Below are 24,012 nucleotides of genomic sequence, written 5' to 3' on the forward strand. Positions count from 1 at the left end.
CAACCTGCACAATGGCTTAAAATTTACGCCCCTCAAGGCGAAGCAATAACTCTTTATTCGCCAACCCGCCTGCAAAGCCGGTGAGCTTGCCGGAAGTACCGATCACCCGATGGCACGGCGCAACAATAGAAATTGGATTACGGCCATTGGCAGCACCGACGGCGCGGACCGCTTTGGGGCGTCCGATACGACGGGCAATTTCGCTGTAGCTGCGCGTTTCACCAAAGGGAATTTCGAGCAAAGCAGCCCAGACTTCTTTCTGAAACTCGGTGCCGGTGAAATCAAGATCCAGCTCAAAGCGCGTGCGCTTGCCCGCAAAATATTCATTCAGCTGTTGTTCGGTTTTCAGCAAAATGGGAAACGTCGGGTCTTCCATCATTTCGCCCAGTTTCACCCGGCCATCGATTTCGCACTCCCACAAAATCGCCGTCAGCTTGTCGCCTTTGGCCGCCAGCGTGAGTAATCCGACCGGTGAATCTATTCGCTTGAATCTGTATTCCATCTGCTCTGCCCTCTGCGTATATAGCGAACGACACTTTACCGGAAATGACGCAAGCGTACCAAGGGGCAAATCAGGGAACTGCGGGATGTCTTCCAGAAAACCTTTGGTAAATGAAAGCGTTACATTCATGAATGTAACGCTTCAGGAGTAGATTTTAAGAGGAGATTACTTCAGGCCAAGCTGCGCACGCAGTTCGGTTTTTGCAGCGTCGAATTCAGTCTGGAAATCCGGCTGCTCTGCCATTTTCTGGGCGATCAGCGCTGCGCCGGTGCGGCTCATCACGGTATCTGAACGGTAATGGAAACCTGCCACCAGACGGTTTTCGGCATACACGGACGCTCGGGCGAACAAGGCGTTCCGTTTTTCCGGCACCAAATCGCCCAGCACGGTCGCCATCAGATAACCGACGGTGGAATGTCCGGAAGGCCACGAACCGGATTTGGATTTTTTCAGCAGCGGATGGATCTGCTCATCGAGCATATACGGGCGCGGACGGTTGAACGCTTTCTTGGCGTGATCGTCCACCACGTCTTCGGTCGCAATAATACGGTCAAACAGTGCGGCGGTTTTCGGCAGCTTTGCTGCGGTAAAGTCCGGCCCCATGACGTCGGCAAAACGCCAGACATTCTCTTCAGCATCAGCCACGGCAGCTTTTTCCTGCTCCGGCGTACGGGTCGCCTGGATCTCCAGCAGCTCTTTCAACTCGGCTTTTGTCTGCGCTGAATCATCTGCCGGAGGTGCCGGCAGGTATTTGGTCAGATCAAGTTCCTGGCTGGTGATAAAAGGTTTAGCTTCGTCGGCAGCCTGAACGGCGAAGGTCGAACCCAAAGTGAAAAATAGCAAAGCGATGACGGACTTACGCACGATGAAATTCCTGATATGAGATTGAATATTAGGAGAATAGACAGGAAATGTGACGGTTCAATGACAGCTATGCGCCGAGCAGATCGAGTTTACCAGTGAGTTTTCTGACAACTTTTTTATTGCCCGCAAGCGCGATGCCCAGCAGCTGCAAATCTCCCGTCGGTACCACAGAAACCGCCTCACGAAACGCAGCGTAATCGGTGGTCTGTTGCCCTTCGACAGGAAAAATAATGCCGTCCATATCATCGTCATTCAATAAATGCTGATGTAGTTGCGTGAGTTGTTCGCTGTTGGCAACCAGCACACTGATACCAATCGGAATAAGCCCCGGATGCTCGCATTTATCGGCGTCAATCAACGGTGCGCCGACCAGCACCGGATGGCGTTGCCCGAGCGTCAGCGCGAGTACGGCGGCGGCATTGGCGGCATGTCCGGTGGAGAGTTGCTGGTTGATGACAATCACGCAGCGTTCAGGGGGCGATGAAAGAAGGGTGGCAGGCGTATTCATTATTATGTGCTCCGGTTGAGTTGAAACCCGAGCTTAGCCTGTCGCGTGTGCTCAATCTGGAAGATTTGTGCACAGACGCCGGTAATGGGCGGGGGTCAGCTGATAGGCCCGGCGGAACCAGCGCCCGAGATGGCTTTGATCGGCGAAACCTAAATCTGCCGCAACAGCGGCTGGCGTGCGCCCGGCAGCAAGCCCGTCGCGCGCGCGGGTCAGTTTAAGCTGGATAAGATAGGCGTGTGGCGGCAAACCGAACTCGGCTTTGAAAGCGCGGCTGACCACAAAACGGCTTTCGCCGGTGGCGGCGGCCAGCTGGTCGAGGCCGATATCTTCATGCAGATGCGCGTGCAGATATTCCCGCGCCTGATACGCAACACGCGACCAGGTTGCAGAAGGCCGCAACACGGGCGGCTGCCACGTGAGATGTCCCCCCAGCGCGCCGAGCAATCCGTCGAGCGCGGTCTGGCGCACGATACGCAACTCTTTGCCGTGCAGCGCCTGAAACGCCTGCGAGGTAGCCAGCGCCAGCTGAGGATCCTGCGCCAGGGTATTTTCGAAACTCGGGTCACCTGCAGAAGAGAGGGAGTCGCGCCGCGCGGTCAACTCGCGGCTGAGCCATTGCGGATCGAGGTACAACATGTGATAGGTAAAACCGCCGGGTGAAATGGCATCACCGTCGTGGATTTCACCCGGCTCGAGCATAAACACTTTGCCCGGCAGGCTTTGGTGTTTCTGGCGACGACAGCTGAACTGCTGTAATCCCTGCTGCGTGACGCCAACCAGATAGCTATCGTGCCAATGAGGATCATAGGCATGACCTTCGAAATGCGCGTGGATCGTCTCGATCCCGCTGTCTGTATCTTTCGAGAAATTCACCCAGTTTGCCGATGCCATCGCCGTAGGCTTTCCTTATTAACCTGCGCAATAATTAACACCAGATTAACAAGGAAAGCGCATGACTGTCACGGCACGTATTTACGCCCTCCCCTGACAGGAAAGGCGTAAAAGGCGCTTACCGCTTAACGCTTTCGATAAAGGTTTTACGGGCTGTTTTTGAACCCAGACGCTCTGCTTCATCCAGCAATTTCAGGGCTTTATCCACATCGCCCGCTTTCACCGCTTTCTTGATAGCATCATTGAAGTAGCTTTCTGAATCGCTGAGCATTGGCTCGGCCGGCTTCGCCGGTGCAGCAACTGGCGCGGCAGCAGCAGGCTGGGTATTACCGACTACCACTGGCGTTGCCGCAGGTGGTGCGGAAGACGGGAAGATCTGGCCGATCATCACGTTGCCGGTTCTCTGTTCGGCACTGACTTTCAGGCTCAGTGTGCCGGTTGGGGTATGACGGGCGATCGGATCCGGGATATCCGGCACGGCGTTACCCACGCCTGCCGCAAAGGCTTTAGCCGGATTCGTCATCTGAGTGGTGCCCGCCAGATCCTGACGCGTGGTGTAGACCAGCAGGTAAATTTGCTTCTGACCCAGCGCTGGCGTCAGTTTGAGGGTGCCTTCCAGACGATCGCTCGAAACGATCCCCGGCTTCTGGTACGGGAAATAGCTGGAAGGATAAAACGCCGCCGGACGCATTTGCTCATCGAGGACTAAGACGTTCGGCGCATAAATGGTTTTGCCAGTAGCAATACTGGTCAGCGTGATCTCAAGGGATCCGCGATCGGCAGGTAAAGAATACGCCCCGACGGCACCCTGAATATCACCCTGATTAATCTGTACGCTGGAGGTTCCGAGCGTCACATCCTGCGTCACTGGCGGAACCAGCGGCGTCCATGAAAGGTTGCGTAAGGTCTGGCTGGAAATCGCCGGAGCGGTATTCGCATCATTTTGCGCGGCATGCGCCACAGCAGGAACAGCCCCCATCAGGCTCAGCGACAGACACAGTGACAGCAGATTTTTTCTCATTGTTATTTCCTTTTGAATCACCATGAAGGCCGGCGGCTACCGCTGGTATTCCGCCAGCCAGCACATCTTCTTTACTGCATGTACTTTTGAAAACTGGCACAGGCCTCAACGGCATTTGAGTTGCAGGAAGGCGGCAACTGAACTCATCCCCGGGAGCATACACAAGTATGTGACCGGGGGGAGTGAAGGCAGCCAACGCACCTGCGGCTCAAAGGACGAAGAGGATTACCACCAGATTTCCATTTGGGCGCCAAATGTCACTTCATCGTCATTACCACGGCTGAAGGTACGGGTGCTGGTGTCGTTCATCGCTAAGCCATTGTTTGAGCCGCTGTCGGTGTCGTAGCCCCATTTTTCATCCCAGTTTGCATAGGTGGCAAACACACGGATGGCCGGACGTGACCAGATGCTGTCGCCAGCCTGCCACTGTTGTGCGAGGGTGACTTTGTACTGACCGTTGCGATCGCTGGTACGCTGAGACTTCACGTTGTCGTAACCGACTTCCAGCAAGGTGCTCATGATCGGGGTCCATTTGTACATCGGACGAACACCGACGGTATACCAGGTGGTGCCGTTGTTGTTATCGCGGTCAACGTCCTGATACATCGCCACATACATCAGGCTCCAGGTGTCGTTGAAGTCGATAGCACCGTGGTCGAGAACGCGGATCATGCTGCCGTTGTTGTCGATGGCCGCACCGTTAGAGTGGCCGTTTGCTGCGCCCTGGCCCGGATCGGTCATGGAATCAGAGGCGTATTGCAGGACGAATTTGTTGTAGCCGTTATAGATGCTCTGCGTGTGTTCCGCAGTCACCAGGAAGCCATCTTTGGTGGCATTGTCAGCGAAGGAATAACCGTCACGCGCATTGGCACGACCGTAATCCACACCTAACTCCAGCACGCCGCCTGGGTTAGTTTGCAGGCCTGCCAGACGAACGTCGAACACGTCGTTGGACGTTGGCACTTCGTTGCGCTGATCGGCGATATAGCCGTAGGAGCCGCCGCTTTCAGTGTTACGGGTGGCTGCCAGAGACAGTTTACCGAAGCCCAGATCCACATCTTCCAGACCGGCACCTGGGCCTGAAATATCCCAGTAGTAGAAGTCGATCATGTGAACGTCATGACGTTGGTAGAAACGCTTACCGGCCCAGATGGTAGAGCCCGGCAGCCATTCGATCAGGTTCTTACCCTTCACGTTTGCTTCGCGGAAAGCCGGATCGGTTGACTCCCAGTCGTTCTGCTGTGAAACGGAATACGCAACGTTGGTATCGAAGTAGAAGCTCTTATCCCCTTCTTTCCACACTTCCTGGCCCAGTTTTAACTCGGCATAGGTTTCGCACTCGTTACCCAGACGGTATTTGCTGTCAGCGCCGGTGGCTTTAAAACATTGCTGCTCGCCGCCGCTGCCAGTCCAGCCAATGCCCGAACGGGCATAACCGGTGAAATCCACTGCCATTGCTTGTGTAGAAAGGATGCCAGCAGCCACTGCCAGCGCCAGGGAAGAACTACGCATTGTAATCATCATTTTCTCCTGTAGGGGATCGCGTGCTTTCAAACACCAGGTTCGGGGTGTAACCGACGACAGGCTGTTCCATCCTCGTGGAACAGGTGGCAGCGGTGTGGTGGCAAACCGATGGCGAATGTTGCACCTTCTTCTACCAGCACCACGTCGTTCTGGCGGTACACCAGGTTTTGACGAATTGCCGGAATTTGGATGTGAATCTGTGTTTCGTTGCCCAACTGCTCGACAACCTGCACCTCGCCGGAGAGCGTCACTTCGGCGACGTCGCTTGGCAGAAGGTGTTCCGGGCGGATACCCAGTGACAGGTTGCTGCCGACTTTCACGTTGCCGCCTTCGACCGGCAACCAGACCTGCTGGCGATTCGGCAATTCGACCTGCACGCGTGAAGGTTCGGCACCGGTAACTTTCACCGGCAGGAAATTCATTTTGGGTGAGCCGATAAAACCGGCGACAAAGCGGTTGGCGGGATAGTGATACAACTCGAGCGGCTTACCGACCTGTGCGATATGTCCGGCATCAAGCACCACGATTTTGTCGGCCAGCGTCATCGCTTCGACCTGATCGTGGGTTACGTAAATCATGGTGCGTTTCAGGCGCTTATGCAGACGCGAGATTTCGATACGCATCTGTACACGCAATGCGGCATCTAAATTTGACAGCGGTTCATCCAGCAGGAATACGGTCGGTTCGGCCACCAGCGTACGGCCAATCGCCACGCGCTGGCGTTGTCCGCCGGAAAGCGCCTTCGGACGTCGGTCCAGCAGGTGCGCCAGCTGCAATACTTCGGAGACCTGATTTACGCGCTGATTGATGTCGGCTTTCTTTGCGCCGGCCAGCTTCAGACCGAAAGACATGTTTTCTGCCACAGAAAGGTGCGGGTACAGCGCATAAGACTGGAACACCATGCCGATACCGCGTTCAGCAGGCGGCACTTCATTCATCCGTTTCTCGCCAATCTTCAGTTCGCCGGAAGTGATGTCTTCCAGACCGGCAATCATGCGCAGCAGCGTCGATTTACCACAGCCTGACGGGCCGACAAACACCACGAATTCGCCTTCGTCGATGTCCAGATTGATGTCACTGGAAATCACGGTATCGCCAAAGGCTTTGTACACGCTGTTAAGGGAAACGCTCGCCATCCTGAACTCCTGTACTTGCTGCCAGCGATGAAACTCAATGCAACGAAGAGTGAAGGATTAGTGGTAAAGCGTAATCATCCGTAACAAAGTTTTTCATGGGGGAGGAGCAAGGAGGATGACCGGTTCGCGCAACCGGATGAAAGTTCACATCAAAAATCAAATTCGTGATCTGAATGGCAAAAAACGAACCATATTTTTGAGTGATGAACCACATAACGACTGAGAGTGTCGGCGGGATCACATTCTGAGAGGCGGGGGCGTAGAGGGGGGGATGATGAAGCCCCGGCGGGTTAAATCCACACTGGCGTCGTACCCTGTCTTTTCCGTCTAAGACGTTAGAAAAACCGACTCCCTACAGGAATAAAAGGATTGGATTATGACTCTCAGCATTAAGGTTCCTTTCATCAAGAAAGTCGTGAAACACACACTGGCACTCTCAGCGCTGGCGACGCTGGTGTTGTCATCTTCCGCTTTTGCCAAAATAGAAGAAGGAAAGCTGGTCATCTGGATCAACGGTGACAAGGGCTATAACGGCCTGGCGGAAGTCGGCAAGAAATTTGAAAAAGACACCGGCATTAAAGTCACGGTAGAACATCCGGACAAGCTGGAAGAAAAATACCCGCAGGTTGCAGCCACCGGCGGCGGCCCTGACATCATCTTCTGGGCGCACGACCGTTTTGGCGGCTACGCACAGTCCGGTCTGTTGGCCGAAATCAGCCCGGATCAAACCTTCAAAGACAAACTGTTCCCCTTCACCTGGGACGCGGTGACCTTTAACGGCAAGCTGATCGGCTATCCGGTCGCGGTCGAAGCGCTGTCGCTGATTTACAACAAAGACATCATCAAAGAAGCGCCAAAAACCTGGGAAGAGATCCCGGCACTGGACAAGGAGCTGCGTGCCAAAGGCAAAAGCGCCATCATGTGGAACTTGCAGGAACCGTACTTCACCTGGCCAATCATCGCCGCTGATGGCGGTTATGCCTTCAAGTTTGAAAACGGCAAATACAACATCAAAGACACCGGCGTGAACAACGCGGGTTCACAGGCTGGCCTGCAATTCATCATCGATCTGGTGAAGAACAAGCATATCAACGCCGACACCGATTACTCCATCGCCGAAGCCGCCTTTAACAAAGGTCAGACCGCGATGACTATCGACGGCCCGTGGGCGTGGTCAAACCTCGACAAGAGCAAAATCAACTACGGTGTAACGCTGCTGCCGACCTTCCACGGCAAACCGTCTAAACCGTTCGTCGGCGTGCTGACTGCCGGGATTAACGCCGCCAGCCCGAACAAAGAACTGGCGAAAGAATTCCTCGAAAACTACCTGATCACCAACGACGGTCTGGCGGTGGTGAATAAAGACAAACCACTGGGTGCAGTGGCGCTGAAGTCTTATCAGGAACAGCTGGAAAAAGACCCGCGTATCGCCGCCACCATGGCGAACTCCAAGAACGGCGAAATCATGCCTAACATTCCGCAGATGAGCGCCTTCTGGTACGCAGAACGCAGCGCCATCATCAACGCGGTGAATGGCCGTCAGACCGTCCCACAGGCGCTGAAAGACGTAGAAACACGCATTACCAAGTAATGATTGTGATGTCGTTAATGAAGTTAAGGTAATGAAATAAACGGTGCGGCCTGATGAAGTCCGCACCGTTACTAAAAGGATTTCCCTATGCCAGTAGCCAAAAAACGACCGCTCGGCAACGCGTTAAAATGGCTGGCCATCGGCCTGCTCGCCTGCTTATCCGGTTACCTGATCGTGCTGATGTATGCGCAGGGTGAATACCTCTTTGCCGTTCTGGCGCTGATCCTCTCCAGCCTCGGCCTCTATATTTATGGCAACCGCCGCGCCTATTCATGGCGCTATGTCTACCCCGGTCTGGCCGGGATGTCGTTATTTGTGCTGTTCCCGCTGGTGTGTACCATCGCGATTGCCTTTACTAACTACAGCAGCACCAACCAGCTGACTTTCGAACGCGCGCAGTCGGTGTTAATGGGCAGAGAGTTTCAGGGCGGAAAAGCACTGAATTTTGCCCTCTTACCCGCAGGTGAGAAATGGCAGCTCGCGCTGACTTCCGAAGATAACAGCGAAACGCTGGTATCTGCGCCGTTTGCCTTCGACGCCTCCGCGCCGCAAACGCTTGAGATGACGCCGCATGCCATGCCTGCCGGTGACAAAGCCGGGTTACGCGTGGTGACGCAAAACCGTCTGGCGCTCGGCCAGCTCGTCGCCAAACTGCCCTACGGCGAAACCCTGCGCATGAGTTCCCTGCGCCAGTTCTCCGGTACCCAGCCGCTGTACAAACGGACCGACGACGGCAAGCTACTGACCAACGTACAAACCGGCGCACTCTACCGCCCGAACATGGACACCGGTTTTTATCAGGCGGTAAACGCACAAGGCGAATGGCAGGCTGAAAAACTCAGCCCCGGCTTTACCGTTAGCATCGGCTGGCAGAATTTCCTGCGCGTCTTCCACGATGAAGGTATTCAGAAACCGTTCCTGTCGATCTTCGTCTGGACAATTGTTTTCGCGCTGCTAACCGTAGTGCTTACCGTCGCGGTCGGCATGGTGCTGGCCTGCGTGGTGCAGTGGGAGGAGCTGAAAGGCAAAGCGACATACCGCATCCTGCTGATCCTGCCCTATGCAGTACCGGCATTCATTTCCATTCTGATTTTCAAAGGCTTATTCAACCAAAGTTTCGGTGAAATAAACCTGATGCTCAGCGCATTGTTTGGCATAAAACCGGCGTGGTTCAGCGATCCATGGACTGCCAAAAGCATGATAATCATCGTCAACACCTGGCTCGGTTATCCGTACATGATGATCTTGTGCATGGGGCTGCTGAAGGCGATTCCGGACGATCTCTACGAAGCTTCGGCGATGGACGGCGCCACACCGATGCAGAACTTCTTTCGCATTACGCTGCCGCTTTTGATCAAACCGCTGACCCCGCTGATGATCGCCAGCTTTGCCTTCAACTTTAATAACTTCGTGCTGATCCAACTGCTGACCAACGGCGGTCCGGACATGCTCGGCACCACCACACCGGCCGGACATACCGATTTGCTGGTCAGTTACACCTATCGCATCGCCTTTGAAGGCGGCGGCGGGCAGGACTTCGGGCTGGCAGCAGCGATTGCCACGCTGATCTTCCTGCTGGTTGGCGCACTGGCTATCGTGAATCTGAAAGCTTCACGCATGAAATTCGACTGAGGAGAAACAAACAATGCCAATGGTTAAACCTAAGTCGCAAAAAGTCAGATTACTGGTGACACACCTGTTGCTGCTGTGCTTTCTGGCGCTGATCCTGTTCCCGCTGCTGATGGTGTTCGCCATCTCGCTACGCCCCGGTAACTTCGCCACCGGCAGCCTGATCCCGGATCAGGTCTCGTGGGATCACTGGAAACTGGCGCTGGGGATCGCCGTCACCAACAGCGACGGCAGCATCACCCCGCCGCCATTCCCGGTGATGCTGTGGTTGTGGAACTCGATCAAAATCGCCGCGATCACCGCCGTCGGGATCGTCGCCCTGTCCACCACCTGCGCTTACGCCTTCGCCCGCATGAAGTTCCGCGGAAAAAGCTCGCTGCTTAAAGGGATGCTGATCTTTCAGATGTTCCCGGCGGTGCTGTCGCTGGTGGCGTTATATGCCCTCTTCGACCGCCTCGGCATGTACGTGCCTTTCCTCGGGCTGAACACCCACGGCGGTGTAATTTTCGCCTACATGGGCGGCATCGCCCTGCACGTCTGGACGATCAAAGGCTACTTCGAAACCATCGACAGCTCGCTGGAAGAAGCTGCTGCACTGGACGGCGCCAGCCCGTGGCAGGCGTTCCGGCTGGTGCTCCTGCCGCTGTCGGTTCCGATTCTGGCGGTGGTCTTCATTCTGTCGTTTATCGCCGCCATTACCGAAGTGCCGGTCGCCTCACTGCTGCTGCGCGATGTGAACAGCTACACCCTGGCGGTCGGTATGCAGCAATACCTTAACCCGCAAAACTACCTGTGGGGCGATTTTGCGGCGGCCGCGATTCTGTCCGCCATACCGATTACGGCGGTCTTCCTGATTGCCCAACGCTGGCTGGTCGGTGGCCTGACGGCGGGAGGCGTAAAAGGGTAATCGATGTAAAAGCTAATGCGCTTAATCCCAGCAATGGGTGTTCTACTTGTTTGATTCCCTGTGTCTTGGGCGGCTTAATAAGCCGCCTTTTTTTTCATCAGCTGAGCCCTGCATTCTGAAAGATTCAATGAAGGCGGCTTCGGCAACTCGCATCACAGAGCACCCAGGTCATGCAACAGCACGGCGTACACCGGGTGGATTATCGCTTTATCCCGACCCCATAACGGCGGTATGAACCTTATAGCATCGTCTTATGCGCCCTTTATGCAGCAGCCTGTTCACACCCTTCGCGCATAAAAAAGGGGCTCTGCCTTCAGACAGAGCCCCTTCTTTCACTTCCTTCATCAGCCTCAGCTCACTGACACTTTCCTGCGGCGTTTATCGAGGTCTTTAATCAGCTTATTAACCTGCTCATCGGCGAACATTTCTTCCAGCGTATGAGAAAGCTTGCGGCGCCAGTTCGGGTATTCGTCACTGGTACCGGGGACGTTTACCGGCGCGTCCATATCGAGCCAATCTTCCGGTTGCAGGCCGAGTAATGCACAGGCACTGTCGGCGACGTAGCGTTGCAGACCACGATTTAGCACCGGCGTCATTTCCATCAGCTCCGCCTTGCGACCGGTTTTCTTCGCAATGCAGTCGTAATGATGCAACCCGTCGAGAAGACCTTGCCGCGCCCGCGCACGGTCGGCGTACAGTTCCTGTAAAACGTCTTCGTCACGGTAAAGGCCAAGGGTCTTGCCGAGCGCCAGATCGTCGCTTTGCCAGTAGCCGCGCAATGTCGGCAGGTCATGCGTGGTGATGGTCGCCATCGCCTGAACCGGATACGACTGCGGCGCACGGAAGTTGTTTTCTTCATCGCGCTCGAAATACAGCACTTTGTAGGAATAGACGCCACCCTCGCGCAGCTTACTGACGATCTCTACCGGTACAGTGCCCAGATCTTCACCGATCACCATACAGCGATGACGCTGGCTTTCCAGCGCTAAAATAGCCAGCAGATCATCCACCGGATATTGCACGTAAGCGCCTTTATCCGCCGTCTCTCCTGCCGGGATCCACCACAAACGCAACAGCGTCATCACGTGATCGATACGCAGTGCGCCGCAGCTGGTCATGTTGGATCGCAACAGATCGATGAACGGCTGATAGCCACGTCTGACCATGACATGCGGATCCATCGGGCGCAGATCCCAGTTCTGGCCGAGCGGACCGAGGATATCCGGCGGCGCGCCGACCGAGGCTTTCAGGCAGTAAAGCTCGCCGTCACCCCAGGTTTCAGAACCGCCTTCAACCACACCGACCGCCAGATCACGGTATAGCCCCATCGGCATATCCTGCTGCTGACTGGTCTGATAGCAACTGGCGAACTGCGTTTCCGCCAGCCATTGCAACCACAGATAAAATTCCACGTCTTGCGCATGTTGCTCGCAAAAAGCACGAACCGCAGGGCCGCGCGCATCATGATATTTTTCCGGCCAGCGGTTCCAGCCGAGCGCCACGTCGGTTTCTTTCGCCAGATGCTCGTAAAGTGCGTCGAACGCCGCCTGCAAATACAGGCTTTCACCGCCCTGCTTCACAAAATTAGCCAGCGATTTCACCTGCGCATCCTGCGCCTTACGGGTCAGAAAATGGGTGTAAGCGAGACGTAAACCTTCCAGTTTGAGCGGCATCACTTCGGCATAATCCACCCAGTCACTGGCACGCGCCGCCTGCAAACGCTGTTGCGTCAGAGGCCGGTGCCACCAAATCTGTGCTTCTTCACTTCGCCGGAAATCATCCACCGCAGCAACGTCGATATAAATAACGTTCAGCCAGCGTCGCGAGGACGGGCTGTAAGGACTGGCCGCCACCGGATTGGCAGGATAGAGCGAGTGAATCGGATTCAGGCCGACAAACGCCCCGCCGCGTTCGGCAACGTTTTTCAGCAAGACGTTGAGGTCGCCGAAATCGCCGATGCCCCAGTTATTCTCCGAGCGCAGCGTATACAGCTGCACGCACGCGCCCCAGAGTTTTTTTCCGGCCAGCAGCGCGTCCGGTTCATAGCAGCGTTTCGGCGCGACAATGACCCGGCACGCCCATTCCTGGGCGTCCTGTGTCAGCGTCAGCTGGTGATAACCGGTGGGGATTTTCCCCGGCAGCGCCAGCGTCATTTTGCCGCTGACGCGCCCCTGTGTGGTCCCGCCATTTTCCAGCCGCAGCGTCCAGCCATATTCACCGTCACCGCCGACAGGCAACGCCAGACGGCTGCCGGTGACGAACACTTTAACCGCTGGCACCGGCGTGATAACCGGGCGCGGTTGTGCCACCCAGCCCATCGCCGACAACAGCTCACGTTTGGTTTCCGGCGCGATGGCCTGCTGTTTGCCGTGCGCATTAATAAAACCAGAGGAAATCCCCGCCTCCCTGGCGGCCTGCTCCAGTGCTTTGTTCTCCATGGGGACTCCTTAACGTTTCGCCTGCCAGATCCGCTGCTGATAATCACGAATCGAACGGTCGGAACTGAACATCCCGACGCGGGCAGTGTTGAGAATGGTTTTACGCGTCCACTCCTGCTGATCGCGATACAGGGCATCGATTTTCTGCTGTGCGGCGCAGTAATCCGCGAAATCTGCCAGCACCAGATAAGGATCGCCGCCGTCCAGCAAACTGTCCAACATCAGGCTAAACGCCTGCTTGTCGCCGTTACTGAAGAAGCCGCTTTCCAGCTCCTTGAGAATTTTATCCAGATGCTTGTCTTTTTTACGCAGTTTGAGCGGATCGTAACCTGTAGCCAGTAAAGCTTTAACCTGATCGACGGTATTGCCAAAGATAAAGATGTTGTCCTCGCCGACCTGTTCGGCGATTTCAACATTCGCCCCGTCGAGCGTGCCGACGGTCAGCGCGCCGTTAAGTGCCAGCTTCATGTTGCCGGTGCCGGACGCCTCTTTACCGGCGGTGGAAATCTGCTCGGAAACATCCGCTGCCGGGATCATCAGTTCAGCCACTGACACGCGGTAATCCGGAATAAACACCACTTTCAGGCGATCGCGCACCAGCGGATCGTTATTCACTTTTTCCGCGACCTGATTGATGGCGTAAATAATATTTTTCGCCAGATAATAGCCTGGCGCCGCTTTGGCACCGAACAGGAACACACGTGGCACCATGTCCATTTCCGGGTTATCGCGCAACTGACGGTACAGCGACAGAATATGCAGCAGATTCAGATGCTGACGTTTGTATTCGTGCAGGCGTTTGATCTGCACATCGAAAATCGCGTCCGGGTTCAGCGTCAGACCCATCGTATGCTGAACGTAGTCGGCCAGTTTGATTTTGTTCTCGCGCTTAATTGCCTGATAACGCTGCCGGAATTTCTGATCGTCAGCATATTTCTCCAGTCCTTTCAGCACGTCGAGATTGTTCACCCACTCGGTTTTCAATGTCTCGTCGATAAGCGATGACAGCGCCGGATTGCACTGTTTCAGCCAGCGGCGAGGCGTGATGCCGTTGGTGACGTTATGGAATTTGTTCGGCCACAGCAGGTGATATTCCGGGAACAGATCTTTAACCACCAGCTCGGAGTGCAGCGCCGCGACGCCGTTCACCGCAAAGCCGCTGACCACGCACAGGTTGGCCATGCGCACCTGTTTGTTCTGATGGACGGAAAGTTTTTCCCACACCGCTTTATCGCCCGGCCACTGTTTTTCGACCACTTTTTTAAAGCGGGCGTTGATCGCTTTGATCAGTGAGAAGTGGCGCGGCAACAGGCTGCGAACCAGTTTTTCATCCCAGCATTCCAGTGCTTCCGGCATCAGCGTGTGGTTGGTGTAGGCGAACGTCTGGCTGGTGATCGCCCATGCAGCGTCCCAGTCGAGCTGATGTTCATCAATCAGAATACGCAGCAGTTCCGGGATGGCGATAGTCGGATGCGTATCGTTGAGCTGGATCACTTCAAACTTCGGCAGATCCTGAATTTTGCGGCCAAGGAAATGATGGCGGCGCAGAATATCGGCCACCGAACAGGCGCACTGGAAATACTGCTGCATCAGGCGCAGGCGTTTTCCGGCTTCATGATTGTCGTTCGGATAGAGCACTTTAGTGAGCTTCGCGGCATCAATCCCTTTCTGCTCGGCCTTGAGGAATTCACCGTCGTTAAACAACGTCAGATCAAACGGATGCACGTCGGTTGCCTGCCATAAACGCAGTGGCTGAGTGACGCCATTTTTATATCCGACCACCGGCAGATCCCAGGCTTCACCGCGCAGGGTAAAGGCCGGATGCCATTGTTCAGCACCCGAATCGTTTTTCGTCAGCTTGCCGCCAAACGCCACGTCCACCGACAGCGAGCTGTTGTGACTGAACCATGGATAGCTTTCGCGATGCCAGTTGTCCGGCGCTTCCTGCTGCTTGCCTTCGCTGAATGACTGACGGAACAGCCCGTACTGATAATTGAGACCATAACCGGTTGCCGGTTGTCCGACGGTCGCCATCGAATCGAGGAAACAGGCCGCCAGACGCCCCAGGCCGCCGTTGCCCAACGCCGGATCCGTTTCCTGCTCCAGTACATCCGCCAGCGCGACGCCCTGCTCTTTCAGCGCCTGCAAGACGGTGTCGTACCAGCCAAGATTGATCAGGTTATTGGCGGTCAGCCGACCAATCAAAAACTCCATCGAAATATAGTTAACGTGGCGCTGTGGCGTTTTCTCAGCCACCGGAGCAGGTTGCGCGCTCAGTTGTTCGGACAGTGCGGCACTGGTCGCCTGCCACCACTGATGCGGCGTCATATCCTGTGCCTGCTGCAAACCAAATCCCTGCCACTGGCGTTTCAGTGCGGCCAAAAATTGTGTCTTATCCAAAGTCACCTGCATCACATGCCTCTTTATATTCGGGAATTTGTAGGGAAGTACAATATTGATAATCACTATGCTGACGCTTGTGTCTGTGAGCAGCATCATCCCGCCAAAGATTAGACAGGGAGGAGAAACGGGGCGTAGCCGGAGGAGACGGGCTTTCAGAGTAGACGTACGAAAAGTCTGATTGAAATTTGTGATACAGAGCAACTTAACGGCATGTAAAAACGTAACATTCTTGCAATCAATGTTTCAAAGGAGGACTTTAGAAAAAGTGATTAATTACGCGCTGTGAAATAATTAAACCGCCCTCTGCTTACCGTCAAAAGAATCGAAAAAAATGCTGATCCCGTCAAAACTCAGCCGCCCGGTGCGGCAGCAAAACACAGTGGTTCGCGACCGTTTGCTGACGAAGCTCACGACTGCGCCTAATTACCGTCTTACGCTGGTAGCCAGTCCGGCTGGCTACGGCAAGACGACGCTGGTGGCGCACTGGGCGGCGGGGAAAAGCGATCTGGGCTGGTATTCTCTTGATGAAAGTGACAACCAGCCGGAGCGTTTTGCCAGCTATCTGATCGCCGCCGTACAGCAGGCCTGCGGCGGACACTGCGTAAAAAGTGAGGCGCTCAGCCAGAAGCATCAATACGCCAGTTTATCCGCGCTGTTCGGGCAACTGTTCGTTGAGCTTTCCGACTGGCACCGCCCGCTGCTACTGGTGATTGACGATTACCACCTGATTTCCAACGATGCCATCCATGAAGGTATGCGCTTTTTCCTGCGCCATCAGCCGGAAAATATTTCGCTGGTGATACTCTCTCGCACCCTGCCACCGCTGGGTATTGCCAACCTGCGCGTGCGCGACCAGCTGCTCGAGCTCAATGCCTCGCATCTGGCCTTCACTCACCCTGAAACGCAGCAGTTTTTCGACAACCGTCTCAAAGATCCGATCGATCAAGCTGACAGCAGCCGTTTGTGCGACGACGTCGCCGGATGGGCCACCGCGCTGCAGCTGATCGCACTCTCCGCACGCCAGTCCACCACCTCGACACAGCAATCCACCCAGCAATCGGCGCGTAAACTCGCCGGGCTCAATGCCAGCCATTTATCGGAATATCTGGTGGATGAAGTCCTGGATCGCGTGGATGCCCCGACCCGTGATTTTCTGCTGCGCTGTTCATTACTGCGTTCGATGAATGATGCGCTGATCGTGCGCCTGACCGGCGGCGAAAACGGTCAGCAACGTCTGGAAGAATTAGAGCGTCAGGGGTTATTCATCCACCGGATGGATGACACCGGCGAATGGTTTAACTTCCATCCGTTATTCGCCACCTTCCTGCGCCAGCGTTGCCAGTGGGAACTGGCGGCACAACTGCCTGAAATTCACCGCGCCGCCGCTGAAGGCTGGCTGGCACAGGGATTCCCGGCGGAAGCGATTCATCATGCGCTGGGCGCAGAAGACATTGATTTATTGCGCGATATTCTGTTGCAACACGCCTGGGCGCTGTTTAATCAGAGTGAGCTGGCACTGCTGGAAGAGTGCCTGAACGCGCTGCCATATGAACGCCTGATTCAGAATCCAAAGCTGGTTCTTTTGCAGGCATGGCTGGCGCAAAGTCAGCATCGCTATGTCGAAGTCGAAGCCCTGCTGGTGCGCGCCGAAAGCGAGATGCAGCAGCGAAATATCGTGATGGAACAGGATATGACCGCCGAATTTGATGCCCTGCGCGCGCAGGTGGCGATCAACGATGGCCGTCAGGATGAAGCGGAAAAACTGGCTACTGACGCCCTGCGTTTCCTGCCGTATGAAAGCTATTACAGCCGCATCGTCGCCACCTCGGTGACTGGCGAAATTCAGCACTGCAAAGGCGATTTAACCCGCGCGCTGCCGCTGATGCAGCAAACAGAGCAGATCGCCCGGCGCTACGAAGCCTATCACTATGCCTTATGGGCGTTGCTGCAACAGAGCGAAATCCTGATTGCGCAGGGCTTTTTGCAGGCAGCCTATGAGATGCAGGATCGCGCATTCGAACTGGTCAGCGAGCAGCATCTCGAACAGTTGCCGATGCATGAATTCCTGCTGCGTCTGCGTTCACAGCTATTGTGGTCATGGTCGCGTCTCGATGATGCCGAAGACGCCGCGCGAAAAGGCCTCGACGTGCTGACCAATTTCCAGCCGCAGCAGCAATTACAGTGTCTGGCGATGCTGGCGAAATGCTCGCTGGCGCGGGGTCAGCTCGACAATGCTCATCATCATTTACAGCGTTGCGAGACTCTGCTCAAAACCGGCCAGTATCACATCGACTGGCTGACCAACACCGATAAACCTCGCGTGATTTACTGGCAGATGATTGGCGATAAAGCCGCAGCGCGCCAGTGGCTGCAACAGGCGCGAAAACCGGACATGGCGGACAACCATTTCCAGCAGGGCCAGTGGCGCAATATCGCCCGCATGCAGATACTACTGGAGAAATTTGACGAAGCCGAAGTGGTGCTCGACGAGCTGAATCAGAACGCACGCCAGTTGCGCCTGACCAGCGATCTGAACCGCAATCTGTTGCTGAGTAATCTGCTTTACTGGCACACAGGCCGCAAGAACGACGCACAACGTGTGCTGATTGAAGCGCTGGGGCTGGCAAACCGCACCGGTTTTGTCAGCCATTTCGTTATCGAAGGGGAAATGATGGCGCAACAACTGCGTCAGCTGATTCAGCTCAACCTGTTACCCGAACTGGAGCAGCGGCGGGCGCAGCAGATTTTGCGCGAAATTAACCAGCATCACCGCCACAAGTTTGCGCATTTCGACGAAGGTTTTGTGAATAAACTGCTGACTCATCCGCAGGTGCCGGAACTTATCCGCACCAGCCCGCTGACTCAGCGCGAGTGGCAGGTGCTCGGCCTGATTTATTCCGGCTACAGCAACGATCAGATCGCCGGTGAGCTGGACGTCGCCTCTACCACCATCAAAACGCATATCCGAAATTTGTATCAAAAACTTGGCGTCGCACACCGGCAGGAAGCGGTCCAGCAGGCCCAGCATCTGCTACAGGTCATGGGCTACGGCGCGTGATCCTTTCATAAATGCAGCTTTTTGATAACGCACGACCATGAATTGGCGGTGCGTTATACATAAAACGTATTAGCGAACAATTTCTGCTCATTACCTCTGCTCCTAAATAAAATCCGATGATATAATGTGACCCAAGTCACACTATTCAACTTAATTAATACCTCGATAAGCCCATTGCCCTCCTGTTTTTGCAGCCGTTCCGGCTGATGTTGGCGTCGCGCAACCGGCTGTAGTGAGTAAGGATTTTATCTATGGGTACATTAACCGCCGGCATCGTCATGATGCGCTGGGAATTACTGAGCGCTTTTCTGATGTTCTGCACCAGCCAGCTCAATATCGTTTGCCGCCAGTCGAGCCGCAATACGATGGCTTTCGTTTGTAGTGGTCTCGGCCTGACTGTGACCTGTTTCTTTGTCATGAGCCTGATGGGCATGACCTACAACGCCGCCGCGATCGCGCAATTCTGGTCAATGACCAAAGACGTGTTCTTCGACGTGATGAGCAAAACCCCGACGGATATGCCTTTCTACTATTAATCCCGTTACTATTGATCTCATTTCGCCCGCTTTATTTCCGGGCAGAACATCGCGTTCTGCCCGGTTCATCCCGCACAAAATCATTCCCCTGCACGATTAAATCGTTCATTCCGACGCCGTTTCTTCACCTAATCCTAATTGTTTGAAATTGCGCGGTATATCGAACGTCTTTTTGTAGCGATCTGCCCGATTACCTGTAAATTGCGATCTGTCTCCACGAGTAAAAGATAATGTGTGGCCGGTTGAAACTATTGATTGCTAATAGTTGAACGGTCGTATTAGATTCTCACACTATACTTTTCTTAGAATGATCATTGATTTGTTTGCTTCAGGCTGCTGAATTTTCAATGTTTTGGCATCCCTGCTTATGGCTGAAGGAATTACGATGAATACGCATCACATGCTTGGCGCGTTTGTGTTACTGGTAAGTTCTGCTTCTACGCTGGCAGTGGAAACGGCGGGTATCCCCCAAAATCAGGTCAAAGAGCGAAATGCGTTCATTGCCGATCTGATGAAAAAAATGACCCTCGATGAAAAAATCGGGCAGTTGAATCTGGTGACCGTCGGGACGGATTATCCGAAAGAAGCCATCATGGCAGATATTCGCGACGGCAAAGTCGGCGGCGTATTTAATACCGTCACCAAACCCGATATCCGTCGTCTTCAGGATGAAGTGAAAAACAGCCGTCTGAAGATCCCACCTTTTTATGCCTATGATGTCGTTCACGGCCAGCGCACGATTTTCCCGATTAGCCTCGGCCTTGCCGCCAGTTGGGATATGAACGCCGTCGCCACCAGTGCCCGGATTTCTGCCAAAGAAACCGCCGCCGATGGCCTGAACATGACCTTCTCACCGATGGTGGATGTCACCCGCGATCCGCGCTGGGGCCGCGTTTCTGAAGGCTTCGGCGAAGACACCTATCTGACGTCGCGCCTGGCACATGAGATGGTTACCGGCTATCAGGGCAAAGACCCTTCAGGGCCAGACGCCGTGATGGCCAACGTTAAACACTACGCGCTTTATGGTGCTGTCGAAGGCGGACGCGAATATAACACCGTGGACATGAGCCTCACCCGCATGTTCAACGACTATATGCCGCCGTACAAAGCCGCAGTAGATGCTGGCGCGGGCGGCGTGATGATTGCGCTTAACAGCGTTAACGGCGTGCCGGCGACCTCCAATACCTGGCTTCTGAAAGATATTTTGCGCGATGACTGGCAATTCAAAGGCCTGACCGTCAGCGATCACGGCGCCATTGGCGGCCTGGTTAAACACGGCGTGGCAGAAGACGATCGTCAGGCAGCGGCCATGGCGCTGAAAGCCGGTGTCGATATGGACATGGCGGACAATATGTACGGTAAGTATCTGAAAGGATTACTCGCCGACGGACTGGTCAGTCAGAATGATATCGACCGCGCCGTGCGTGACGTGCTCGCGGCGAAATGGGACATGGGACTGTTCGTCGATGAATACCGTCATTTAGGCCCGGCCTCCAGCGACCCTGCGGATACTAATGCCGAAAGTCGCCTGCATCGCACCGAAGCGCGTGAAGTAGCGCGTACCTCGCTGGTGCTGCTGAAAAACAGCAATCAGACCTTACCTTTGCAGAAATCAGGCACTATCGCGGTGATTGGCCCGCTGGCTGACAGCAAACGTGACGTGATGGGTAGCTGGTCGGCGGCAGGTAAAGCCGCACAGGCCGTGACCGTATTACAGGGTATGAAGGATGTGCTCGGCGACAAAGGCAGCGTGCTGTATGCCCGGGGCGCTAACGTCACAAACGACCAGGCGATGGTTGATTTCCTCAACTCCTACGACAAACAGGTCATCAATGACACGCGTAAACCGCAGGAAATGATCGACGAAGCGGTGAAAACGGCAGAGAAATCAGACGTTGTCGTCGCGGTCGTCGGCGAGGCGCAAGGCATGGCGCACGAAGCCTCCAGCCGTTCTGAACTGAACATTCCGCAAAGTCAGCGTGACCTGCTGAAAGCGCTGAAAGCGACCGGTAAACCGCTGGTAATCGTTCTGATGAATGGCCGTCCGCTGACCCTGACGTGGGAAAACGACATTTCTGACGCGATGCTGGAAACCTGGTTCAGCGGCACCGAAGGCGGCCATGCGATTGCCGACGTGTTGTTTGGCGATTACAACCCGTCAGGCAAACTGCCAATGACCTTCCCGCGCGAAGTCGGCCAGATCCCGCTGTATTACAGCTTCCTTAATACCGGCCGTCCGTTTAATCCGCAGCACCCGGATAAATACACCACCCGCTATTTCGATATCACCAATGGCCCGCTGTTCCCGTTTGGTTATGGCCTGAGCTACACCGACTTCAGCGTCTCTGACGTCAGTCTGTCGGCCACCACCATGGATGCCAAACATCCGCTGACCGCCAGCGTGAAGGTGAAAAACACCGGTAAACGCAGCGGAGCGACTATCGTCCAGCTGTACTTGCAGGATGTCACCGCATCCATCAGCCGTCCGGTTAAGCAGCTGAAAAACTTTGAAAAGGTCGAACTGCAACCGGGTGAGGAAAAAGTGGTGACATTTACGATTAATGAACCGGACTTGCGTTACTACAACGAGCAGCTGAAATGGGCATCTGATCCCGGCAAATTCAACGTATTCATCGGTCTGGATTCACAGAATGTTAAGCAAACCAGTTTCCTGCTGAAGTAATTTATCGAAAGTGATTTCCGGGTCGGCATACAGGCCCGGAAACCGGTCAAAAGCCCGCTTAGCACTGACGGCGTAAGGCAACTCACGCCCCGGTGCTAAGCGGCAATTTCTGTCCGCAGACTGGATATATAACGGACAGTTGCTAACCTTAATTTCAATGTGTTATGCCCTTTTGCCTTTATCCGCCGGATGCGGAGCGTTGCGAGTGGGCTCAACAGAGTAAGCTCCGTCTGTGCTGACTGTCGCCAGGTTCGCACAATGCCGGCGTTTTGCGTTCTTTGCGGAGAAACATTCATGGTCGACTCACAAGATGCCTCCATCCTGTACCTGCATTTCGGTACGCCCCGCCCATACTGGCGACTGGGTTCAGACAGCAATGCGCTGGAGTTATCTGCTGAGAAAGGCATCGTCAATGTCGCCATCTCCCTGACGCAATGGCAGGCAGGAAAGATCCGACAACTGACCGGGATCACCTCAAGTTTCACGCTGGACATTACTCTGTTCGGCTCCTCCGTTCGCCTGTATCTGGTGGGTCGGAAAATTGACAGTCAGGTGTGGGCGGGCACCGCCTCGGCGTATCAGGACACTGAATCCGTCGCACACGATTTAGAAGTCGGTCTGACATTTGCTGAGCAGGTGGTTTCAGAGGCTAATTCCGTGATCGTAATCATCGATCAGGAAGGCAAAATCCACCGTTTTAACCGGCTGAGCGAAGAGTACACCGGCCTGCGTGAAGTCGATGTCATTGGCCGCAGCGCCTATGATTTATTCATGTCGATGGAAGAAGGTCTGGCATCGCGCCAAAATATCACCAGCTTCTTCCAGCATCAGCAATCGTATGAAGTGGAGCGCTGGATCAACACCGTCAAAGGCCAGCGTCTGTTTCTGTTTCGCAATAAATTCGTCCACAGCGGCAGCGGCAAGCAGCAAAAATATCTGATCTGCTCGGGGTCAGATATTACCGACGAACGCAAAGCACAGGAGCGATTACGCGTACTGGCCAATACCGATCTTGTTACCGGCTTCGCCAACCGCAACGCGTTGCAGGAATCTCTGGCCACCGCGCTGAAAGACCGTGGTGAGAATAAAGTCGGGCTGATTTATCTTGATCTCGATAACTTCAAAAAAGTGAACGATGCCTACGGGCACATGCTTGGTGACCACCTGCTGCGCGCGGTATCCGATGCCATTCAGGATTGCCTGTCACCCAACGATAAGCTTGCCCGGCTCGGCGGTGATGAATTTATTATTCTCAGCACCCACGCTGAAATCAAAACGCTGGAAGCGCTGAGCCAGCGGGTCTTACATCGTCTGAGTATGCCGTTTCGTATCGGGCTTATCGAAGTGTATACCGGCTGCTCCGGCGGGATTGCCCTCTGCCCTGAACACGGTACAGACGGCGATACTCTGCTGCAAAACGCCGATACCGCCATGTACGTGGCGAAGGAAAAAGGCAAAAACTCTTACTGCGTTTTCTCGCCGGAAATGAATGAGAAAGCCGCCGAATATATGTGGCTGGATACACATTTGCGAAAGGCGCTGGCTGAGAAAGATCAGCTGGTGCTGCATTACCAGCCGAAGGTCTCGTTGTACGGTGCAGTTAACAGCGTTGAGGCTCTGCTGCGCTGGCAGTCACCGGAACGCGGGCTGATTCAGCCGCAAAGCTTTATCCCTTATGCAGAAGAGTCCGGGCTGATTACTCCGCTCGGCAAATGGGTAATCGAAACCGCGACACGCCAGGCAACGGAATGGCAGAAAAAAGGCCTCAACCTGCGGGTGGCGGTGAATCTTTCTGGCCGCCAGCTTAATAACGGCTCCTTTATCACCACGCTCGCCGAAGCGATGAAGACGTCAGGCATGAAGGGCTGCCTGCTGGATTTCGAGCTGACCGAAAGCTGCCTGGTAGAAGATGAAGGTGCAGCCGTGGCGATGATCAATGAGCTTCACAAGCTGGGTGCACAGGTGCATCTGGATGATTTCGGCACCGGGTATTCTTCGCTGTCACAGCTGGCGCGTATTCCGCTGGACTGCATCAAGCTGGATCAGAGCTTTGTTCGTGGGATTAATAACGATCCCGTTTCGCAGGCGCTGGTGCGGGCGATTGTGGCGGTGGCAAAAACCTTGCAGCTGACGGTTGTGGCGGAAGGCGTAGAAACGGCGGAAGAAGAGAGGCTTATCGACGAAATCGGTGTGGACAGCAAACAGGGCTTTCTTTACGCCAAGCCAATGCCCGCGATTGAGCTGGAGCACTGGCTTGATGATAAAAACGTTGCTTCACCCAATGTGTTTAAACATAAAGCAAAACAGAAATAGCGCCAGTG

16 protein-coding genes are annotated in these 24,012 nt (G+C 54.8%); 7 read left to right on the forward strand and 9 right to left on the reverse strand.

The window, feature by feature from the left end:
* Positions 1-16 precede the first annotated feature (16 nt).
* From GE278_18455 to malK, 7 genes are all read right to left on the reverse strand, one after another.
* The gene (locus GE278_18455) at positions 17-502 is read right to left on the reverse strand and encodes a methylated-DNA--[protein]-cysteine S-methyltransferase (GenBank protein QLK62617.1); all 486 of its coding nucleotides are present in this window, start codon (positions 500-502) and stop codon (positions 17-19) included.
* A gap of 165 nt (positions 503-667) precedes the next feature.
* Positions 668-1,366 carry a phosphatase PAP2 family protein gene (locus tag GE278_18460; protein ID QLK62618.1) on the reverse strand — a complete coding sequence of 233 codons (699 nt, stop codon included), beginning with the start codon at positions 1,364-1,366 and terminating at the stop codon, positions 668-670.
* A gap of 67 nt (positions 1,367-1,433) precedes the next feature.
* On the reverse strand, positions 1,434-1,874 hold the full coding sequence (locus GE278_18465) for a DUF2000 family protein (protein ID QLK62619.1): 441 nt from the start codon (positions 1,872-1,874) through the stop codon (positions 1,434-1,436).
* Between the two features lie 51 nt (positions 1,875-1,925).
* Positions 1,926-2,765, reverse strand: coding sequence for a helix-turn-helix domain-containing protein (locus tag GE278_18470; GenBank protein QLK62620.1), 840 nt, complete (start codon positions 2,763-2,765; stop codon positions 1,926-1,928).
* 118 nt (positions 2,766-2,883) lie between these two features.
* Positions 2,884-3,786 (reverse strand): maltose operon protein MalM, encoded by a 903-nt coding sequence (malM, locus tag GE278_18475; protein QLK62621.1) that lies wholly within the window; start codon positions 3,784-3,786, stop codon positions 2,884-2,886.
* 225 nt (positions 3,787-4,011) lie between these two features.
* A complete protein-coding gene (gene lamB / locus GE278_18480) occupies positions 4,012-5,307 on the reverse strand; it encodes a maltoporin LamB (protein QLK63342.1) in 1,296 nt (431 codons plus the stop codon).
* Positions 5,308-5,336: 29 nt separating this feature from the next.
* The gene (malK, locus tag GE278_18485) at positions 5,337-6,446 is read right to left on the reverse strand and encodes a maltose/maltodextrin ABC transporter ATP-binding protein MalK (GenBank protein ID QLK62622.1); all 1,110 of its coding nucleotides are present in this window, start codon (positions 6,444-6,446) and stop codon (positions 5,337-5,339) included.
* A gap of 376 nt (positions 6,447-6,822) precedes the next feature.
* On the opposite strand from malK, the gene malE reads away from it, so the two are divergent.
* From malE to malG, 3 genes are all read left to right on the forward strand, one after another.
* Positions 6,823-8,037 carry a maltose/maltodextrin ABC transporter substrate-binding protein MalE gene (gene malE / locus GE278_18490; GenBank protein ID QLK62623.1) on the forward strand — a complete coding sequence of 405 codons (1,215 nt, stop codon included), beginning with the start codon at positions 6,823-6,825 and terminating at the stop codon, positions 8,035-8,037.
* Positions 8,038-8,124: 87 nt separating this feature from the next.
* A complete protein-coding gene (malF, locus tag GE278_18495) occupies positions 8,125-9,669 on the forward strand; it encodes a maltose ABC transporter permease MalF (protein QLK62624.1) in 1,545 nt (514 codons plus the stop codon).
* Positions 9,670-9,682: 13 nt separating this feature from the next.
* A complete protein-coding gene (gene malG / locus GE278_18500) occupies positions 9,683-10,573 on the forward strand; it encodes a maltose ABC transporter permease MalG (GenBank protein QLK62625.1) in 891 nt (296 codons plus the stop codon).
* A gap of 350 nt (positions 10,574-10,923) precedes the next feature.
* Here the strand turns inward: malG and malQ are convergent, their stop codons facing one another.
* Entirely contained in the window at positions 10,924-13,011 is a 2,088-nt protein-coding gene (gene malQ / locus GE278_18505) for a 4-alpha-glucanotransferase (protein QLK62626.1), read from the reverse strand.
* A gap of 9 nt (positions 13,012-13,020) precedes the next feature.
* Positions 13,021-15,423, reverse strand: a complete 2,403-nt coding sequence (malP, locus tag GE278_18510; GenBank protein ID QLK62627.1) for a maltodextrin phosphorylase — start codon at positions 15,421-15,423, stop codon at positions 13,021-13,023.
* 322 nt (positions 15,424-15,745) lie between these two features.
* On the opposite strand from malP, the gene malT reads away from it, so the two are divergent.
* From malT to pdeR, 4 genes are all read left to right on the forward strand, one after another.
* On the forward strand, positions 15,746-18,472 hold the full coding sequence (gene malT / locus GE278_18515) for an HTH-type transcriptional regulator MalT (GenBank protein ID QLK62628.1): 2,727 nt from the start codon (positions 15,746-15,748) through the stop codon (positions 18,470-18,472).
* Positions 18,473-18,723: 251 nt separating this feature from the next.
* Positions 18,724-19,008: a hypothetical protein gene (locus tag GE278_18520; protein ID QLK62629.1), complete on the forward strand. Its 285-nt coding sequence runs from the start codon at positions 18,724-18,726 to the stop codon at positions 19,006-19,008.
* Between the two features lie 385 nt (positions 19,009-19,393).
* Positions 19,394-21,691, forward strand: coding sequence for a beta-glucosidase BglX (gene bglX / locus GE278_18525; GenBank protein ID QLK62630.1), 2,298 nt, complete (start codon positions 19,394-19,396; stop codon positions 21,689-21,691).
* A 294-nt stretch (positions 21,692-21,985) separates the two neighbouring features.
* Positions 21,986-24,004 (forward strand): cyclic di-GMP phosphodiesterase, encoded by a 2,019-nt coding sequence (pdeR, locus tag GE278_18530; GenBank protein ID QLK62631.1) that lies wholly within the window; start codon positions 21,986-21,988, stop codon positions 24,002-24,004.
* The last annotated feature ends 8 nt before the right edge of the window (positions 24,005-24,012 follow it).

It is taken from the genome of Enterobacteriaceae bacterium Kacie_13 (assembly GCA_013457415.1).
Lineage (GTDB): Bacteria > Pseudomonadota > Gammaproteobacteria > Enterobacterales > Enterobacteriaceae > Rahnella.